A 13,547-nucleotide genomic window follows, 5' to 3' on the forward strand; every position below is an offset into this window, starting at 1 on the left:
TCTAAGAAAAGAAAATACCCCAAAACAAATATTCTACATTTTTGTTTTGGGATGCTATAGACTAGCTCTTCTTCTTAATAAGACAAATCATCCTTTTATTACGATAACATCATTTCCATATCTTCCGCTGCATTTGTAATCAATTTCAAACCGAATGTTTCTTGTAATACATCAAGCACGCCAGGTGAAATAAATTCAGGCGCCTTTGGACCGATGCGAATATCTTGAATGCCAAGACTAAATAGTCCAAGTAAAATCGCAACCGCTTTTTGTTCAAACCATGATAGGACAATACTAACTGGCAATTCGTTCACTTCGCATTCAAATGCATCTGCTAAAGCGGCTGCTATTTTCACTGTAGAAATTGAATTATTGCATTGCCCTAAGTCAATGTAACGTGGAATCTCTGTACCAGGTACAACACCGTAATCCACATCATTAAAGCGGAACTTCCCGCAAGAAGTCGTTAAAATAACTGTTTCTGGCGGCAGTGACGTTGCTAATTCACGATAATATTCTCCGCCTTTTCCCGGGGCATCACAACCTGCGATAACAAAGAAACGCTTAATCTTCCCTTCTTTTACTGCCTCAATAATTTCCGGAGCTAATGATAATACTGTATTATGATGAAACCCTGTTACTAACTGTTCATCCGATTCCATATGTACTTCTGGAAGTTCTAGCGCTTTTTGAATCAACGGCGTGAAATCATCTTTTTCAATTTTTTGTACACCCTCTAAACCTGCAATATCATATGAAAAGAATCGATCAGAGTATGATCCTTTAATTGGCATAACACAGTTCGTTGTCGCTAATATCGCACCTGTAAATTTTTCAAAAAGACGTCGTTGATCATACCATGCTTTACCGATGTTTCCTTTTAAATGTTTATATTTTTTCAGCTGCGGATATCCGTGTGCTGGTAACATTTCAGAATGCGTATAAATATTAACTTCTTTTCCTTCTGTTTGTTTTAATAACTCTTCTAATGCAAATAAATTATGGCCAGTAACTACAATTGCTTTACCTTCTACATGGTTTTGTGTAATTTGAACAGGCTCTGGAACACCAAAATGATTCGTATGTGCCTCATCTAACAACTCCATCACTCGTAAAGCGGATTGCCCTACTTTCATAGCCATATCAATATGTTCTTGTTCGTTAAAGTTAGAATTGGTTAATGTCATATACAATGCTTCTTGCGTCGTAGCATCTACAAATGCATCCGTATACCCTAGCTGAGCAGCATGCGTACGATAAGCAGCAATTCCTTTTAATCCAAACACAATCGTATCTTGTAAACTTGCAATTGTTTCATTTTTACCGCAAACACCTATTACTTTACATCCGCCTGTTGGCGTTTGTTCACATTGATAACAAAACATGATCATCCCACCCTCTCCCAATCATTCCTTACAAATCAAGCATAATACCCATTGAGGAAAAGGGGTGTGATATCAATCACAATAACATATAAAAATTTGTGATAGTTCACATTGTTGACATAATATTTTTACTGTATCCTGATATTCATACTTGCACATGATTTATTCGCATCATATATCGGCGCACTTTTACGGAATACAAATATCATATCCACCTAACATTTCACAAAATTTTCCTTACTGATGGTACAATTAAAGGTATGGAGGGATAATATGGTATACATGATGTTTTATTACGGAACACTGTTTCTTATACTTGGTATTGCAGTATTTCTGTTTATTATGGCTGGGTCACGAAAAATTAGGAATAAAAATCTTTCATTCATATTGATTGGTTTAGGGGTAAATATACTTGCAAGTCCAGTGGCCCTTTTTATAGGGGTGATGGCAACAGATTCTCCATATAGTACGAGACTTGATTTTTGGAAAGGTTTTTTCTTTATTCAAGGAATACCTCTTTGCTTACTACTTATAGCTTTCATTTGGTGGCTTATTCGCCCGCCAAAAGTAACGGTTCAAACGAGTATTGAAAAAGAACTTGAACAAAATAGTAAAAGCACTAAGAAAAAAGCGACACGGAGACGTCCCATTACTGCCTTACGTATCTTAATTCCAATTATTTTAGTAGTAGGCTGTTTGTCTTACATTTTGTATTTACAGGACATTACACTTAAAAAAAGTCATTCTCCAAATAATAAAAATACGATTAAAGTAGTGAAACTAGATTCAGACTCTTCTCTTGGTCCCGCTCCCGTCAGAATTAAATACGGCTTATGGGAACATTTTGACACAAGTATTGCAAATGACGGGGAACGTCTCGACTCCTCAGACGTTTCCATAGATTGGAAAAACGATTATGAAGCAACGATAACGCTACGAGAAAAAGAATCCGTACCCGAAGTTGTGGAATTTAACATATCCAATAAATCCAATGGTCCTGTTTTTAAGAAGGTACAAAAAGTGGTCAGTTCCTTTACCTTTCAAAAAAGTGAATCTCCAAATCTCATAAATATTATCGAGCTTAGAGAAACAATAAAATCAAAAGGACCAAGTCCCAGTTCAACTGTAAGAATCTATTATGGGAAAAGAGGTGGCATTTTAGAAAAATATAAAGAGGTCACTCTTAAGGAAATGTATACGACAGACAACTTCAATATCAATTGGAGAAACGATGAACAAGTACAGGTAGAAGTAATAGAAGAAAATGTAGTAACAACTAGCATTGTGATTGATGTGTCAAAGTAAGTTTTTTCACATGTTATAACTGTTTTCTACCTGGCACTTGAGAGATACATAGTATTTACAAACAAAAAGATTTATAAACATGATGAGCCCCCTCTTTCTTTACAATACATTTACACTATCTTAACATTACTTACATTATTTATATGATATATTTATATAGAAATACTTAAGAAATTTCATGTACATTGTTATCTTTATAATCTCTGATTTAATTGATAAGAGATTATGTTATATTTTCATACCAGGGGTGAATGAGGATGACTGAAACTTTAAAAACACTTATAATGCTTGATGCTACTTACGTTGTTATAGCAATTATGACGGTACTGGTATTTGTATACTTGGAATTAAAATCTCAGTAACATATGCAGGCTTCGCATTTAAATATAATTAGAAGAAAACGAGGAGAAAATTGTTTCTCCTCGTTTTTTTATTTCAACAAATCCAATGTATGTAAAAGTAATCCTCTGTCCCCTACTTCTCCATGACCAGGCACTACTGCATTTATATTTCTATAGCGCGTCAGCACGTTCTCAATCGATGTAGACCATTCATTTACATAAGCATCAGCCACGTTTCCTAAATCTTTAGCGGACGCTGATTTCACTAAACAGCCCCCAGCTAAAATATTGTATTGCGGTAGCCATACGACGATATTATCTTCTGTATGTCCTTTCCCTGGATAAAACGTTTCTACTTTCATATTTCCAAACTTCAAATTCGTACTGGTTTGTAAATCTCCAAGTGGTTCTTCATAACCATTTATCTTTGCTAATTCTGCAGTCAATGCTGTACTATGCGCTTTAATGCCTCTTTCTTTCAACGTTTTTATTCCGCCAATTCGATCAGCGTGCGCATGTGTAATAATGACATCCGTTACGCGCTTCTTAAATTTCTTTTCTACCATCTCTATTAATTCCTTCGTTAACTTATCATCCCAAGAAGAGTCGACAAGTACTAACCCTTTAGAAGTAGTGAGAACTAGACCGTTCGAAGGAACTGCTTCTCCGTTAAAATAACCTAACTCCGTATGAACCCACACATTTTTGTTTAACTGAGAAATTGAAATGGTTCCTGTCTCATTTTTCATTACTTTTTGCTCTAGCTTTTGTTCCGCTTTCACAGAAGAAATCGTACTAATAAATTGAGTTGCTCCTAGTAAACTTACACATACCCCTACTTTTAATAATGTATTTTTCATTTTCTCCACCCTTTCTTTCAAACAAAATAGTTATTACCTATATTAGACAATTCATCTCAAATGTTTGTTCCATCTTTTCTTACATATTTTTCATAACATTAATAAAAAGCGCACAAATTTTGTACGCTTTAAAACTTAATCTTTTATTCCATAATTCTCAAACTCTTCCTCGTTCCCATAAAATACATTCAAATCAATATACTTCTCTTTTCCATTATAACCATTTAATCTCCCGCGGTTCGTGTATTGCCAAAACGTCCACTTTCTCTCATCAGATAAACTCGGTTCTGTAAAAACACTACGAATCCATATATCACATTGGGGATACGCATTCTTTATATACAAATCATATGCCTCTTGAGTTGCATACAATATTACTTTCTTACCGTAATGTTTTTCTAACATTTCAATCATGACCGACAACTCTTTCACAACATCTTCACGCTTAGGGGGATTATCTTTTTTGTCAGCATAAAACTCAACATCAATTACGGGTGGCAATGCTTGTTTATATTTTGAAACAGTTCGTATATATTGCTCTGCTTGTGTTTCACCCTTACTATCAAAACTAAAAAAATGATACGCTCCGACGCGCATACTTGTCTTATTCGCATTCGTCCAATTTTTCGCAAAGTACTTATCCACAAATGCGCTTCCTTCAGTAGCCTTTATAAACGCAAACTTCATATTTTGCTTTTCCAACTCCCTCCAATCTATATCACCTTGATACGATGCGACATCTACACCTTTTATTTCATACTTATCCGCACTTATTTGATTCGGAATAAATATGCCTTGAAAAACTAAGTAAGCGACAACACTCATTACACTAATTAAGGTAAAGACTCCTCCTATAATAAGCTTCTTTTTCATCCGTATCCCCCATCTTTACAAATTAAAATCCTACCTACCATTCACGCTTTTTATTTATCCTCATTTTTTCTTCAAATGCCTTCCCTAAATCAATTTCTAATTTGTTTGCTAAATCACATACATTCCAAATGACATCAAACATTTCTAAACCAATCTCTCTTTTCGAATCTTGTATTTTATCACGCTTTAATATAACTTCCGCTAATTCACCTAATTCCGCCATCGCATACATTGTACGCTCTTCAATTGTTGTATCTTGAAATCCTTTTTCTTTACTGAAATTTGATACATATCTCTGGAATTCCACAATATCCATACTTAATCTCCCTTCATGATAAATACTCCGTTTTTCTATTACACTTAAAATCAAAAATGTATTTTGTTAAATTATAACATTCATACTATAATTTATTTACAGCCCTTTAACGGAGGTGTTTTCAATGACTCTCTTCGCTTCTCCATCATTATTCATACTAGCAATCATTTCATTTGCACTAGCTTATTTCATCGGAGTTAAACAATACACTTGGCTCTTATCAGGATTCAATGAACGCCGTGTACCAAATAAAGGAAAGTTATCGAAAATAGTTGGCCTTTATAATTTAACTGCTGGTGCTATTGCCACAATTGGCAGTGTCTTCACTACTCCTAATGCAAAAATCTTATTTCCTATCATTATAATTGGCCACGTTATAATCGCTGCTTATGTAAATACACGTATGGTAAAATGAAAAAGATCACCCAAATGGATGATCTTTTTTATAATTTATCAACATATTGCTTCGCTTCTAATAAGGAAAAACCAAAAGCTTCTCTGACTCTCTTAACTGCTGTAACTGTTTTTCCTTCCTCCATAAGCTGACGCAACTCTTTATTAATTTCAGGTTCTCTATCTATAATTCCCATTTCTTTCGTAATTAGCTGTAATCTATCTTCCATTCTCTTTAAACGTGCATCCGTTTTCTTTTCGATTCTATTTAATTTTTCACCAATATAAATAAACCCAAAGACCGCTATCGGTATGATCATCCAAAATTCCATGACTATTCCTCCTCATTAGCTTTCATTTGTTTTATTTCACTAACTTATGTAAATTTTACCACAAGACACATTTAATGTATAATAGTAATATACAACACTATTGATAATACCTTTTATTTTAGGGGGACACATTATGAAAAGATTTTTTAAGACGTTACTACAATTTGTAGTTCTTTCATTTGCACTACATGTATTATTTGATATCATTGGCTGGCTTGTTTTCAATGCGCCAATTCAAAACAAACAAATCATTATTTCCTTACTAACAACCTCATGGCTAATGTACATGTACCGAGATAAATTTTTTAAAACATTCACTTCGAATTAACTAAAAAAAACTTCATCGATAAAAGATGAAGTTTTTTCTTTTTCTCTCATTCTCTCTATTAACTACTGTATAATAGAACTAACATTCTGTCTTTTCGAAGAAAGGAGTCACTATGAACTTAAAAAGTAACAATATATACGAAAAAATGAACCAATATTCCGTTGCAGGTTTAAGCCTTGCCGTTATACGTGACGGCACACTAGACGAAGTCGCTACTTTCGGAACACTTGAATCTGGAACAACTAGAACTGTCACTACGGATTCCATATTCAATTCTTGTTCAATTAGTAAATTCTTCACTACAATGCTTGTATTAACGTTATCAGATCAAGAAATCGTGCATTTAGACGAAGACGTAAATGTTAAACTCACATCTTGGAACATACCTACCAATCTATTTACCTCCCATAAAAAAGTCACATTGCGAAATTTATTAAGTCACCAATCTGGAATTATTGATCCTCCTAATAGTTTTGAACATTATACACTTGTACAAGGGCGACCAAACATGTCTGAAATCCTTGTTGGTAAAACATCCTATTGCCCAGTACCGATAGAGATAACTTATAAACCAGAAAGTGAATTTCACTACTCTGATGCAAACTTTTGTATTATCGAACTACTACTTGAAGATATAACCGGAAAAACATTCAACCTTTTACTTGAAGAATATATCTTTCAGCCACTGCAGCTGAAGAATAGTAGAGTATTCTCTACTGAAGATATAAAAAAAATGGAGGCCTTTGCTTGTGGGCATAATAAAGATGGCACCGTTACAAATGAGAAGTATCCATTTTATCCATTCGCAGCTGCTTCAGGTATTTGGACAACACCAACAGACTTATCAACTTTAGTAATTGAAATCATTCATTCCTTGCAAGGACAGGGCAGACTAAAACTTTCTCAAAAATTAATACAAGATATGATTTCTCCTCAAGGTTGCTCAAAATGGACTGGGTTAGGGGTTTTTCTAGATGATTCGAATGAAGACTTACAAATGTATTCACTTGGATGGGGCGTTGGATTTCAATGTATGCTAGTATGCTATCCATACCGAGGTAATGCTGCTGTTATAATGACGAACACTGACTTAGGTGTTCATCAAATGGAAGGGATTATTGGTGACGTCTTAAAAACGTTATCCTTATAATGAAAAGAAAGAAGCTGTTCCTTCCAGCTTCTTTCTTTATATTATATTTTTCGCAACAATTTTTATATGTTCTGGTGCGATAATCTCCGTTATACTTTCTTGGAAATCTTCCTGCAACATTTCTTCAACATGTTCTAACTGCACTTCAACATGTGTGCATTCTAAATTATGTATATTTAATAATGCATAATGATCTTTTTTCTTAATTACTAAATATTGATTTTCCTCTGTTACAAGTACAGAGCCTAATCGTACCCCTAGCAAGCGTTGATCATCAAACTTCACAACCATTTCCCCCTTCCTTAATCCAAAACGCGACCTCTATGTAATAAAATAACATCTTAGGTAATCTATTCTTTATAAACTATATCACAATTTATTAAAATATAGATATCATATTTCCTTTCACTAAAAATCCTTATTCTTTCATATATTTCGATACAAAAAACTTTCTCAACATAAAATTAGAATTTTCAGTTTTTATTCCCATGAAAATCTATTATAATAAAGTTAATAAATGATTGACCTCTCCTAATTCATGTACATATGGATGATCAGTAGTTGTTGCTACTGATCTATTTTTTTGATTTCAGAAAGTAAATACGCTGCATCCTTTCCTACACCACAAATAAGTGCAGAGCCCCTTTGAGATTGCCACGGCAAACCGATATAATATAATCCTTTTACTGGACTTATTCCTCTTACATGATTAGGAAATCCATTCCCATTCACTGCCTTTTCTATTTCAATCCATTTATAGTTCTGAATAAAACCAGTTGACCATATAATGCTTTCTGCACTATATGTGCCACCATTTTGAAACATAATATTATTCTCTGATGCACGAACCACTTTTTCCTCTAGTTTAATTGCCCCACTACGAATAAGTTTTTTACCTGCAAAACCAAAAATAGGATCCTTTCTCTTCTGAAACCACTTTCCCCTCTTTGTATTTAGCTCAGCGTACAATAAACCCAATTTTTCTAACCAACTAAAAATACTTTTTCCAAAAAGATGTAACGGTAAAAATGTTAGCGGATGACTGATAGACATTGTAACTTCATGAGTTTTTGCAAGTTCTACTGCGATTTGCATTCCGGAATTCCCGCCACCTACTACTAGTACTTTTCCCTTAGGAATTTGTGATGGTGATTTATATTGTGATGAATGTACTTGAAAAACATGCGATGAAAGATGTTGTGAAAATGAGGGGATGTATGGTTGCTGAAAACCACCTGTTGCGATAACAACCTTTTTTGATTGTAAAGTTTCTGTAGGAGTATGTAATTCGAATATATCTTTTTCTTTCTTTATTTTAAAAATTTCGGTTTGCAATTGGACCGGTAATGTAAAGTGCCTTGCATATTCTTCTAAATACGTTGCCATTTCATCTTTACATGGAAATCCCTGTCCTTCTCCTTTTACTATCATACCTGGTAAACTACTGTATTCCCTCGGTGTGAAGAGCTGTAAAGAATCATATCTGTTTCTCCATGAATCCCCAATTCGGTTTCCTGCCTCAAGTAATAAAAAATTATACCCTTCTTGCTTCAAGTAATATCCCATTGTTAATCCAGCTTGACCAGCTCCAACGATAATTATATCTTTCATTCTAATCCCCTCCCTCTCACAATACATGAATACTTGTTCATATATTCATACGTTTCTGTAATCATAACACTTTATTTTTACATCATTCAATATTTACTCAAAATAAAAAAGAGCAGTTTATTATAAAGTAAACTCCCCTTCATTCTATCTTCCCAGTCTTTAGTGCCTGTGCCCAGTCATGCCTTTCCTGTTGAACAGCTAACCCCGCAGCTTCTTCCCAATTATAAGGAACTGAAATTTTTTCAATTATCCATTCTCCAAAAACCTCTTCTATCACTACATATTTTGCGTGCGGGGTTCCCGACTCCATTTTATGTATAACAGGTAATTCATCTTTGTATGCAGGAAGTCCTACACTCCCTGGATTTATAACTATCTTACCGTTTGCCAAATAAACAACTCTAGGAATATGCGTATGACCACATACTATTATTTTTTGTTCTATATTTTGGAGTTGATCCAATATATTTTTTTCACTCTTTAATACTGCACCATTCTCGTCCATCTCTTCTAGTAAATACACCTCATCTGAAGTTGGTGTACCATGACAAAATAAAATATCGTCTACAATACATTGCGAAGGATGTTGTTTTAGCCAATCTATATGACTTTCTGTTAATTGATTTTGGACAAAAGTTAGTGTAGCAGACTGCTCTTGTATAGGTTCCCAAAGCATGCGATCGCAGTTTCCCTTAATATGTATCATCTCGTTATTCATTAATATTTCAATTGTCTCTAAAGGATCTAACGGCCCATACACGCTATCGCCTAAATTGATTATCATTTCGACATTACGACGTGCAATATCTTTTAATACAGCTTTTAACGCGTGACTATTTCCATGAACATCTGAAATGATCGCTATTTTCCTATTCATTGTAGCACCTACTTTGATAAATTATTTAGGATATCTCAATTTCTAAACCTTTTCCTCATAAAATATAATTCTATTTAAAAACGGATCAATCACAGTTAATTCCATTGTATCCCACGGTGTTCCCTCTATATCAGGTTTTGAATACGCATATTCTTTATTCAATAATATAGAATGATAACCCTCTACATTATCTATTTTGACCCGAATCGCACCACCTGGCGAAGCATCCCCATGATGCTCTGATAAATGTATTACAGCATCATGTAACGAAATTTGCATATATAATGGCATATGTTCCTCATACCGATGTTCCCAATTCAGTTTAAATCCTAAAAAATCTATGTAAAATAGCTTTGCTTTTTCAATATCAAAAATTCTAAATATAGGTGTAATCATTTATAATCTCCTCCTATTTATAAACATCTGCCGCCAGTTCCCTCAAAACATCCACATTCACTACTTCAAAGCAACCATTGTTCTTCTTTATAATCTCTTTATCACAAAAAATATTTAATGTGCGTAATAGGTGTCGATAACTCGTTCCTAACAATTCAGCTGTTTCCGTTAAATTCCCACTAAACACAATTCTATTTCCATGCTGCACCGCTCGTTCCCCGGCTGCTAACATGTAACTCGCAAGTCTATTTTCAAGTGGATATAGTAAATTAATTGTACTGTTTTTTGAAAGTCGATTTAATTTATGTGCTAATGATCCGCAAATACATCGTAAAAATTTCGCATCATGAAATAGTTGATTTCTCACTTTTCCTAAAGGTAAACCAACACAATATGAATCTGCCATCACTTGTACGTTTGAAGCAGTCTTTTGAGAATGAATTAACTCCACATCCCCTAACAGCTGCAAACTATCATAAAAGCATAATAATACAGATTTACCGTTACTTAATGTATTAAACGCTTTCGCTTTTCCCTCAACGAAGAAAAATAAATAATCTATCTCTTCATTTTCTCTACAAATAAACTCGTTCTTTTTAAAAAATATGAGTTCCATATACGGTTTCATATCATTACTAAAAAAGGAGTCAATATTATTTTGTTTCATATACTCTGCTAATTTAATAGAATTACATATTTTCTTCATAGTTCCCCCGCCTTTACAACTCATCCCCATTGTAATCAAAATTTTCTTCTTCCACTATGACATATGTCATAGTAATACACAATTTCAGCATGATACATTCATTACAAATATGAAATACAAAGGGGATATTACATTGTATAACTTTCTTTCTGTCTTTATTGGTGTGCTCATCGCCGTTATGCTTCCATTGAATGGGATTTTATCTGAATTAATTGGCAAGTATACAGCAAGCGTTGTCATTCACCTTGTCGGTTTAATTGCAGTTATTTTCGTTTTAATCATAAACAAAAATAAAATTCGTTTCGATAAAGGTATTCCACTTTTTCTATATAGTGCTGGAGCAATTGGGGTATTCACTGTTCTTTTTAATAATATAAGTTTCTCTGTCCTTGGTGCCTCTATTACGATCGCATTAAGTTTACTTGGTCAATCCATTGCTTCCATCGTTATTGATCATTTCGGCTTATTAGGAATGAAAGTTGCAAAGTTTGAAAAGAAAAAACTAATTGGATTATGTTTCATCTCTTCCGGAATTATAATCATGACAATTTATTAATGGAGGCAGAAAAATGTTATATATTACGATCGCTATTTTAGCTGGTGTTTCTATCGTTGTGGCTAGAATTATTAACGCAAATTTAGCAGCGAAGATTGGAAATTGGGAAGGCACGTTTTTTAATTATATTACTGGATTATTTTTCTCTATGTTATTTTTAATTTTCAGCTCAGATTCAATGTACATTCCTGTTCATACGTTGCAGTCTATTCCTATCGCTGTTTACTTAGGAGGATTAGTAGGCGTTATCGTTATTTCATTATCCAACTATATCACTCCTAAAATATCAGCATTTTATTTAACGTTACTCATCTTTATTGGACAATTATTTGCGGGGACTATCATTGATTTCATCTTGTCACACGAACTCTCTATGGGCAAAGTTGTCGGTGGTATTTTCGTACTAATCGGGCTCACTTACAATTTACTCGTGGATCGTCCGATAAAAACTGTGAAGCATAACCAAGTTCAACTATAATACTTTGTGCTTACCTATCATATATTAATAGAAACACTCTTCATACGAAGTAATAGAGAGGAGAATATTCTATTAAGAAAATCATTTTACTGCTAGGTAGCGCATTGATTATTTTTGGTATCGTATGGTTTTTAAATTCAGGGAAATCTATTCAAGATTTCTATACAGCAAATAAACCAAAGAAGAAAGCTACTATCATTTCAACGCAAAGAGACCCGAATGAGCCCCCTGTCTTTTTAGGAAAACAGGAAATAAAAGATATACATGTCGAGTCAATAAAAACAAAAAAGGATATCTTTCTCACGAAAACAGATGAATTAAAAACTTTCATTAACAGTATGGATACCGCCAAAAAAGGAAAATTAACATTAGATGAAGAAGGATCAGATTTAATAGATTGTGATATGTGGATTACTTTCGAAGATGGAACTTATAAAAAATATTTCATATGGGTAGTTGACCATCACAATAACGAAGTAATGATTGCTCAACAAGATACTCCTGATGATGTAAACCTTACGTACTATCAATTAAATGAAGACAGTTCCAAAAAAGTTTATAACTTATTTAAAAAAATTATTTAAACGAAAAGTCATGAGCGAATAAACTCATGACTTTTTGCACTATATATATTCTGGGAACACTTTACATCCCTTTTCCTGTTCTATATCATGTCCAAAGAAAACAATCGGCTTCTCTTTCATTACAACTTCTTTTAAACGTTTAATTGAAGATAAAGCTAATTCTGGATCAAATCCAGCAAACGGCACTTCATCTTCAAAATTCTCTTTCGTATAAGATGCATCAATCGTTAATAATACAGGACCAGATTTTTCTGTCTTAATTAATAGTGACTGATGCCCCGGAGTATGTCCTGGTGTATACAATAATTGAACTCCTGGTACTACTTCATAATCCCCTTCAATGATTTTGTAGTTTAAATTCGGCAATTTACATTCTTTCATATATTCTTCACTATGTTGTGCCGCCTCATATTCAGCACGCTGTACAAAGATTGGTGTATTTATAAATGCGCCATTTCCTCCTGCATGATCAAAATGCAAGTGAGAACTAATAATATAAAGAAGGTCTTCCGGCTCATAACCAACCCGTTTTAAAATATTCACGATTCTATCTTCTTCAGTCATTTTCGGTAAAACCTGCCCTTCGACAAATGTACCGTTAAAAAGACCTTCATTATTAACCGCACTTTCTGGCATACCTGTATCTACTAAAATAAGCCCCTCTTCTGTATCCAGAAGATAGCACCATACAGGTAAGTTCAATAAATTTCCCGGTGTAAGCGTACTATTAACAGAAGAATGATCTAACATACAACGACCTGCTGGGATGAAATAAAGCTTCTTTACTGTCATTATGTATCCACCTTTACATTTAGTTTTGAATAAAGTCCACAGTAAAAAATTCCTCCTGTTAGAAATAAACTCCTTCTCTTCTTTCACTGTTTCAACTATTATTTTTGAGTCATTCACAAATTCTCCTTATATTATTAATTTCTATTCGTTATTTCCCTAAAAATTGAGAGTAAGAAATCAACTGTTTGTATTTTCAAATATGAAAAGGATACACACTTAAACGAATGTTACATATAAAAGAACCGACTACCTATATGTTGAGAA

General features: G+C 33.7%; 18 protein-coding genes. 7 read left to right on the forward strand and 11 right to left on the reverse strand.

Translation table 11 applies throughout. From position 1 onward, the window contains the following. Positions 1–98 precede the first annotated feature (98 nt). Complete coding sequence (hcp, locus tag MR113_RS13400) at positions 99–1,385, reverse strand: hydroxylamine reductase (protein ID WP_242254759.1); 1,287 nt, start codon at positions 1,383–1,385, stop codon at positions 99–101. 273 nt (positions 1,386–1,658) lie between these two features. Here hcp and MR113_RS13405 point away from each other — a divergent pair, with 273 nt between their 5' ends. Beyond that, positions 1,659–2,690: an MFS transporter gene (locus tag MR113_RS13405; protein ID WP_242254760.1), complete on the forward strand. Its 1,032-nt coding sequence runs from the start codon at positions 1,659–1,661 to the stop codon at positions 2,688–2,690. 430 nt (positions 2,691–3,120) lie between these two features. Here the strand turns inward: MR113_RS13405 and bla2 are convergent, their stop codons facing one another. The 3 genes from bla2 to MR113_RS13420 all read right to left on the reverse strand — a co-directional run bounded on the left by bla2 (position 3,121) and on the right by MR113_RS13420 (position 5,080). Then, the gene (gene bla2 / locus MR113_RS13410) at positions 3,121–3,891 is read right to left on the reverse strand and encodes a BcII family subclass B1 metallo-beta-lactamase (protein ID WP_242254761.1); all 771 of its coding nucleotides are present in this window, start codon (positions 3,889–3,891) and stop codon (positions 3,121–3,123) included. Positions 3,892–4,026: 135 nt separating this feature from the next. Beyond that, on the reverse strand, positions 4,027–4,764 hold the full coding sequence (locus MR113_RS13415; protein WP_242254762.1) for a glycoside hydrolase family 25 protein: 738 nt from the start codon (positions 4,762–4,764) through the stop codon (positions 4,027–4,029). Positions 4,765–4,798: 34 nt separating this feature from the next. Further along, positions 4,799–5,080 carry a MazG nucleotide pyrophosphohydrolase domain-containing protein gene (locus MR113_RS13420; RefSeq protein ID WP_242254763.1) on the reverse strand — a complete coding sequence of 94 codons (282 nt, stop codon included), beginning with the start codon at positions 5,078–5,080 and terminating at the stop codon, positions 4,799–4,801. A 124-nt stretch (positions 5,081–5,204) separates the two neighbouring features. Here MR113_RS13420 and MR113_RS13425 point away from each other — a divergent pair, with 124 nt between their 5' ends. Beyond that, positions 5,205–5,495, forward strand: coding sequence for a DUF3784 domain-containing protein (locus MR113_RS13425; RefSeq protein ID WP_242254764.1), 291 nt, complete (start codon positions 5,205–5,207; stop codon positions 5,493–5,495). Between the two features lie 28 nt (positions 5,496–5,523). On the opposite strand, the gene MR113_RS13430 is transcribed toward MR113_RS13425, so the two are convergent. Then, positions 5,524–5,805: a hypothetical protein gene (locus MR113_RS13430; RefSeq protein ID WP_242254766.1), complete on the reverse strand. Its 282-nt coding sequence runs from the start codon at positions 5,803–5,805 to the stop codon at positions 5,524–5,526. A gap of 133 nt (positions 5,806–5,938) precedes the next feature. Between MR113_RS13430 and MR113_RS13435 the strand changes: the two genes are divergently transcribed. Then, complete coding sequence (locus tag MR113_RS13435; protein WP_242254768.1) at positions 5,939–6,133, forward strand: hypothetical protein; 195 nt, start codon at positions 5,939–5,941, stop codon at positions 6,131–6,133. 112 nt (positions 6,134–6,245) lie between these two features. Then, positions 6,246–7,283, forward strand: a complete 1,038-nt coding sequence (locus MR113_RS13440; protein ID WP_242254770.1) for a serine hydrolase domain-containing protein — start codon at positions 6,246–6,248, stop codon at positions 7,281–7,283. Between the two features lie 36 nt (positions 7,284–7,319). Here the strand turns inward: MR113_RS13440 and MR113_RS13445 are convergent, their stop codons facing one another. The 5 genes from MR113_RS13445 to yeiL all read right to left on the reverse strand — a co-directional run bounded on the left by MR113_RS13445 (position 7,320) and on the right by yeiL (position 10,873). Further along, positions 7,320–7,568 carry a hypothetical protein gene (locus MR113_RS13445; RefSeq protein WP_061677634.1) on the reverse strand — a complete coding sequence of 83 codons (249 nt, stop codon included), beginning with the start codon at positions 7,566–7,568 and terminating at the stop codon, positions 7,320–7,322. A 282-nt stretch (positions 7,569–7,850) separates the two neighbouring features. Then, a complete protein-coding gene (locus MR113_RS13450) occupies positions 7,851–8,894 on the reverse strand; it encodes a flavin-containing monooxygenase (RefSeq protein ID WP_061677636.1) in 1,044 nt (347 codons plus the stop codon). A gap of 139 nt (positions 8,895–9,033) precedes the next feature. Next, positions 9,034–9,771: a metallophosphoesterase family protein gene (locus MR113_RS13455; RefSeq protein ID WP_098375107.1), complete on the reverse strand. Its 738-nt coding sequence runs from the start codon at positions 9,769–9,771 to the stop codon at positions 9,034–9,036. Between the two features lie 42 nt (positions 9,772–9,813). Continuing rightward, positions 9,814–10,167 (reverse strand): glyoxalase superfamily protein, encoded by a 354-nt coding sequence (locus tag MR113_RS13460; RefSeq protein ID WP_242254773.1) that lies wholly within the window; start codon positions 10,165–10,167, stop codon positions 9,814–9,816. Positions 10,168–10,180: 13 nt separating this feature from the next. Then, a complete protein-coding gene (gene yeiL / locus MR113_RS13465) occupies positions 10,181–10,873 on the reverse strand; it encodes a transcriptional regulator YeiL (RefSeq protein WP_061677641.1) in 693 nt (230 codons plus the stop codon). 109 nt (positions 10,874–10,982) lie between these two features. Between yeiL and MR113_RS13470 the strand changes: the two genes are divergently transcribed. From MR113_RS13470 to MR113_RS13480, 3 genes are all read left to right on the forward strand, one after another. Then, a complete protein-coding gene (locus MR113_RS13470; protein ID WP_242241939.1) occupies positions 10,983–11,429 on the forward strand; it encodes a DMT family transporter in 447 nt (148 codons plus the stop codon). Positions 11,430–11,442: 13 nt separating this feature from the next. Continuing rightward, positions 11,443–11,907 carry a DMT family transporter gene (locus MR113_RS13475; protein ID WP_242254775.1) on the forward strand — a complete coding sequence of 155 codons (465 nt, stop codon included), beginning with the start codon at positions 11,443–11,445 and terminating at the stop codon, positions 11,905–11,907. Between the two features lie 89 nt (positions 11,908–11,996). Then, positions 11,997–12,491 (forward strand): hypothetical protein, encoded by a 495-nt coding sequence (locus tag MR113_RS13480; protein WP_144535124.1) that lies wholly within the window; start codon positions 11,997–11,999, stop codon positions 12,489–12,491. A gap of 39 nt (positions 12,492–12,530) precedes the next feature. Here the strand turns inward: MR113_RS13480 and aiiA are convergent, their stop codons facing one another. Beyond that, positions 12,531–13,283 (reverse strand): quorum-quenching N-acyl homoserine lactonase AiiA, encoded by a 753-nt coding sequence (gene aiiA / locus MR113_RS13485; RefSeq protein ID WP_242254777.1) that lies wholly within the window; start codon positions 13,281–13,283, stop codon positions 12,531–12,533. Positions 13,284–13,547: the final 264 nt, after the last annotated feature.

This window comes from Bacillus cereus group sp. BfR-BA-01379 (genome assembly GCF_022663605.1).
Lineage (GTDB): Bacteria > Bacillota > Bacilli > Bacillales > Bacillaceae_G > Bacillus_A > Bacillus_A mobilis.

Coding starts and splice junctions, on each gene's coding strand:
- hcp (WP_242254759.1), bottom strand. CDS start 1,385: ATGTTTTGTTATCAATGTGAACAAACGCCAACAGGCGGATGTAAAGTA.
- MR113_RS13405 (WP_242254760.1), top strand. CDS start 1,659: ATGGTATACATGATGTTTTATTACGGAACACTGTTTCTTATACTTGGT.
- bla2 (WP_242254761.1), bottom strand. CDS start 3,891: ATGAAAAATACATTATTAAAAGTAGGGGTATGTGTAAGTTTACTAGGA.
- MR113_RS13415 (WP_242254762.1), bottom strand. CDS start 4,764: ATGAAAAAGAAGCTTATTATAGGAGGAGTCTTTACCTTAATTAGTGTA.
- MR113_RS13420 (WP_242254763.1), bottom strand. CDS start 5,080: ATGGATATTGTGGAATTCCAGAGATATGTATCAAATTTCAGTAAAGAA.
- MR113_RS13425 (WP_242254764.1), top strand. CDS start 5,205: ATGACTCTCTTCGCTTCTCCATCATTATTCATACTAGCAATCATTTCA.
- MR113_RS13430 (WP_242254766.1), bottom strand. CDS start 5,805: ATGGAATTTTGGATGATCATACCGATAGCGGTCTTTGGGTTTATTTAT.
- MR113_RS13435 (WP_242254768.1), top strand. CDS start 5,939: ATGAAAAGATTTTTTAAGACGTTACTACAATTTGTAGTTCTTTCATTT.
- MR113_RS13440 (WP_242254770.1), top strand. CDS start 6,246: ATGAACTTAAAAAGTAACAATATATACGAAAAAATGAACCAATATTCC.
- MR113_RS13450 (WP_061677636.1), bottom strand. CDS start 8,894: ATGAAAGATATAATTATCGTTGGAGCTGGTCAAGCTGGATTAACAATG.
- MR113_RS13455 (WP_098375107.1), bottom strand. CDS start 9,771: ATGAATAGGAAAATAGCGATCATTTCAGATGTTCATGGAAATAGTCAC.
- MR113_RS13460 (WP_242254773.1), bottom strand. CDS start 10,167: ATGATTACACCTATATTTAGAATTTTTGATATTGAAAAAGCAAAGCTA.
- yeiL (WP_061677641.1), bottom strand. CDS start 10,873: ATGAAGAAAATATGTAATTCTATTAAATTAGCAGAGTATATGAAACAA.
- MR113_RS13470 (WP_242241939.1), top strand. CDS start 10,983: ATGAAATACAAAGGGGATATTACATTGTATAACTTTCTTTCTGTCTTT.
- MR113_RS13475 (WP_242254775.1), top strand. CDS start 11,443: ATGTTATATATTACGATCGCTATTTTAGCTGGTGTTTCTATCGTTGTG.
- aiiA (WP_242254777.1), bottom strand. CDS start 13,283: ATGACAGTAAAGAAGCTTTATTTCATCCCAGCAGGTCGTTGTATGTTA.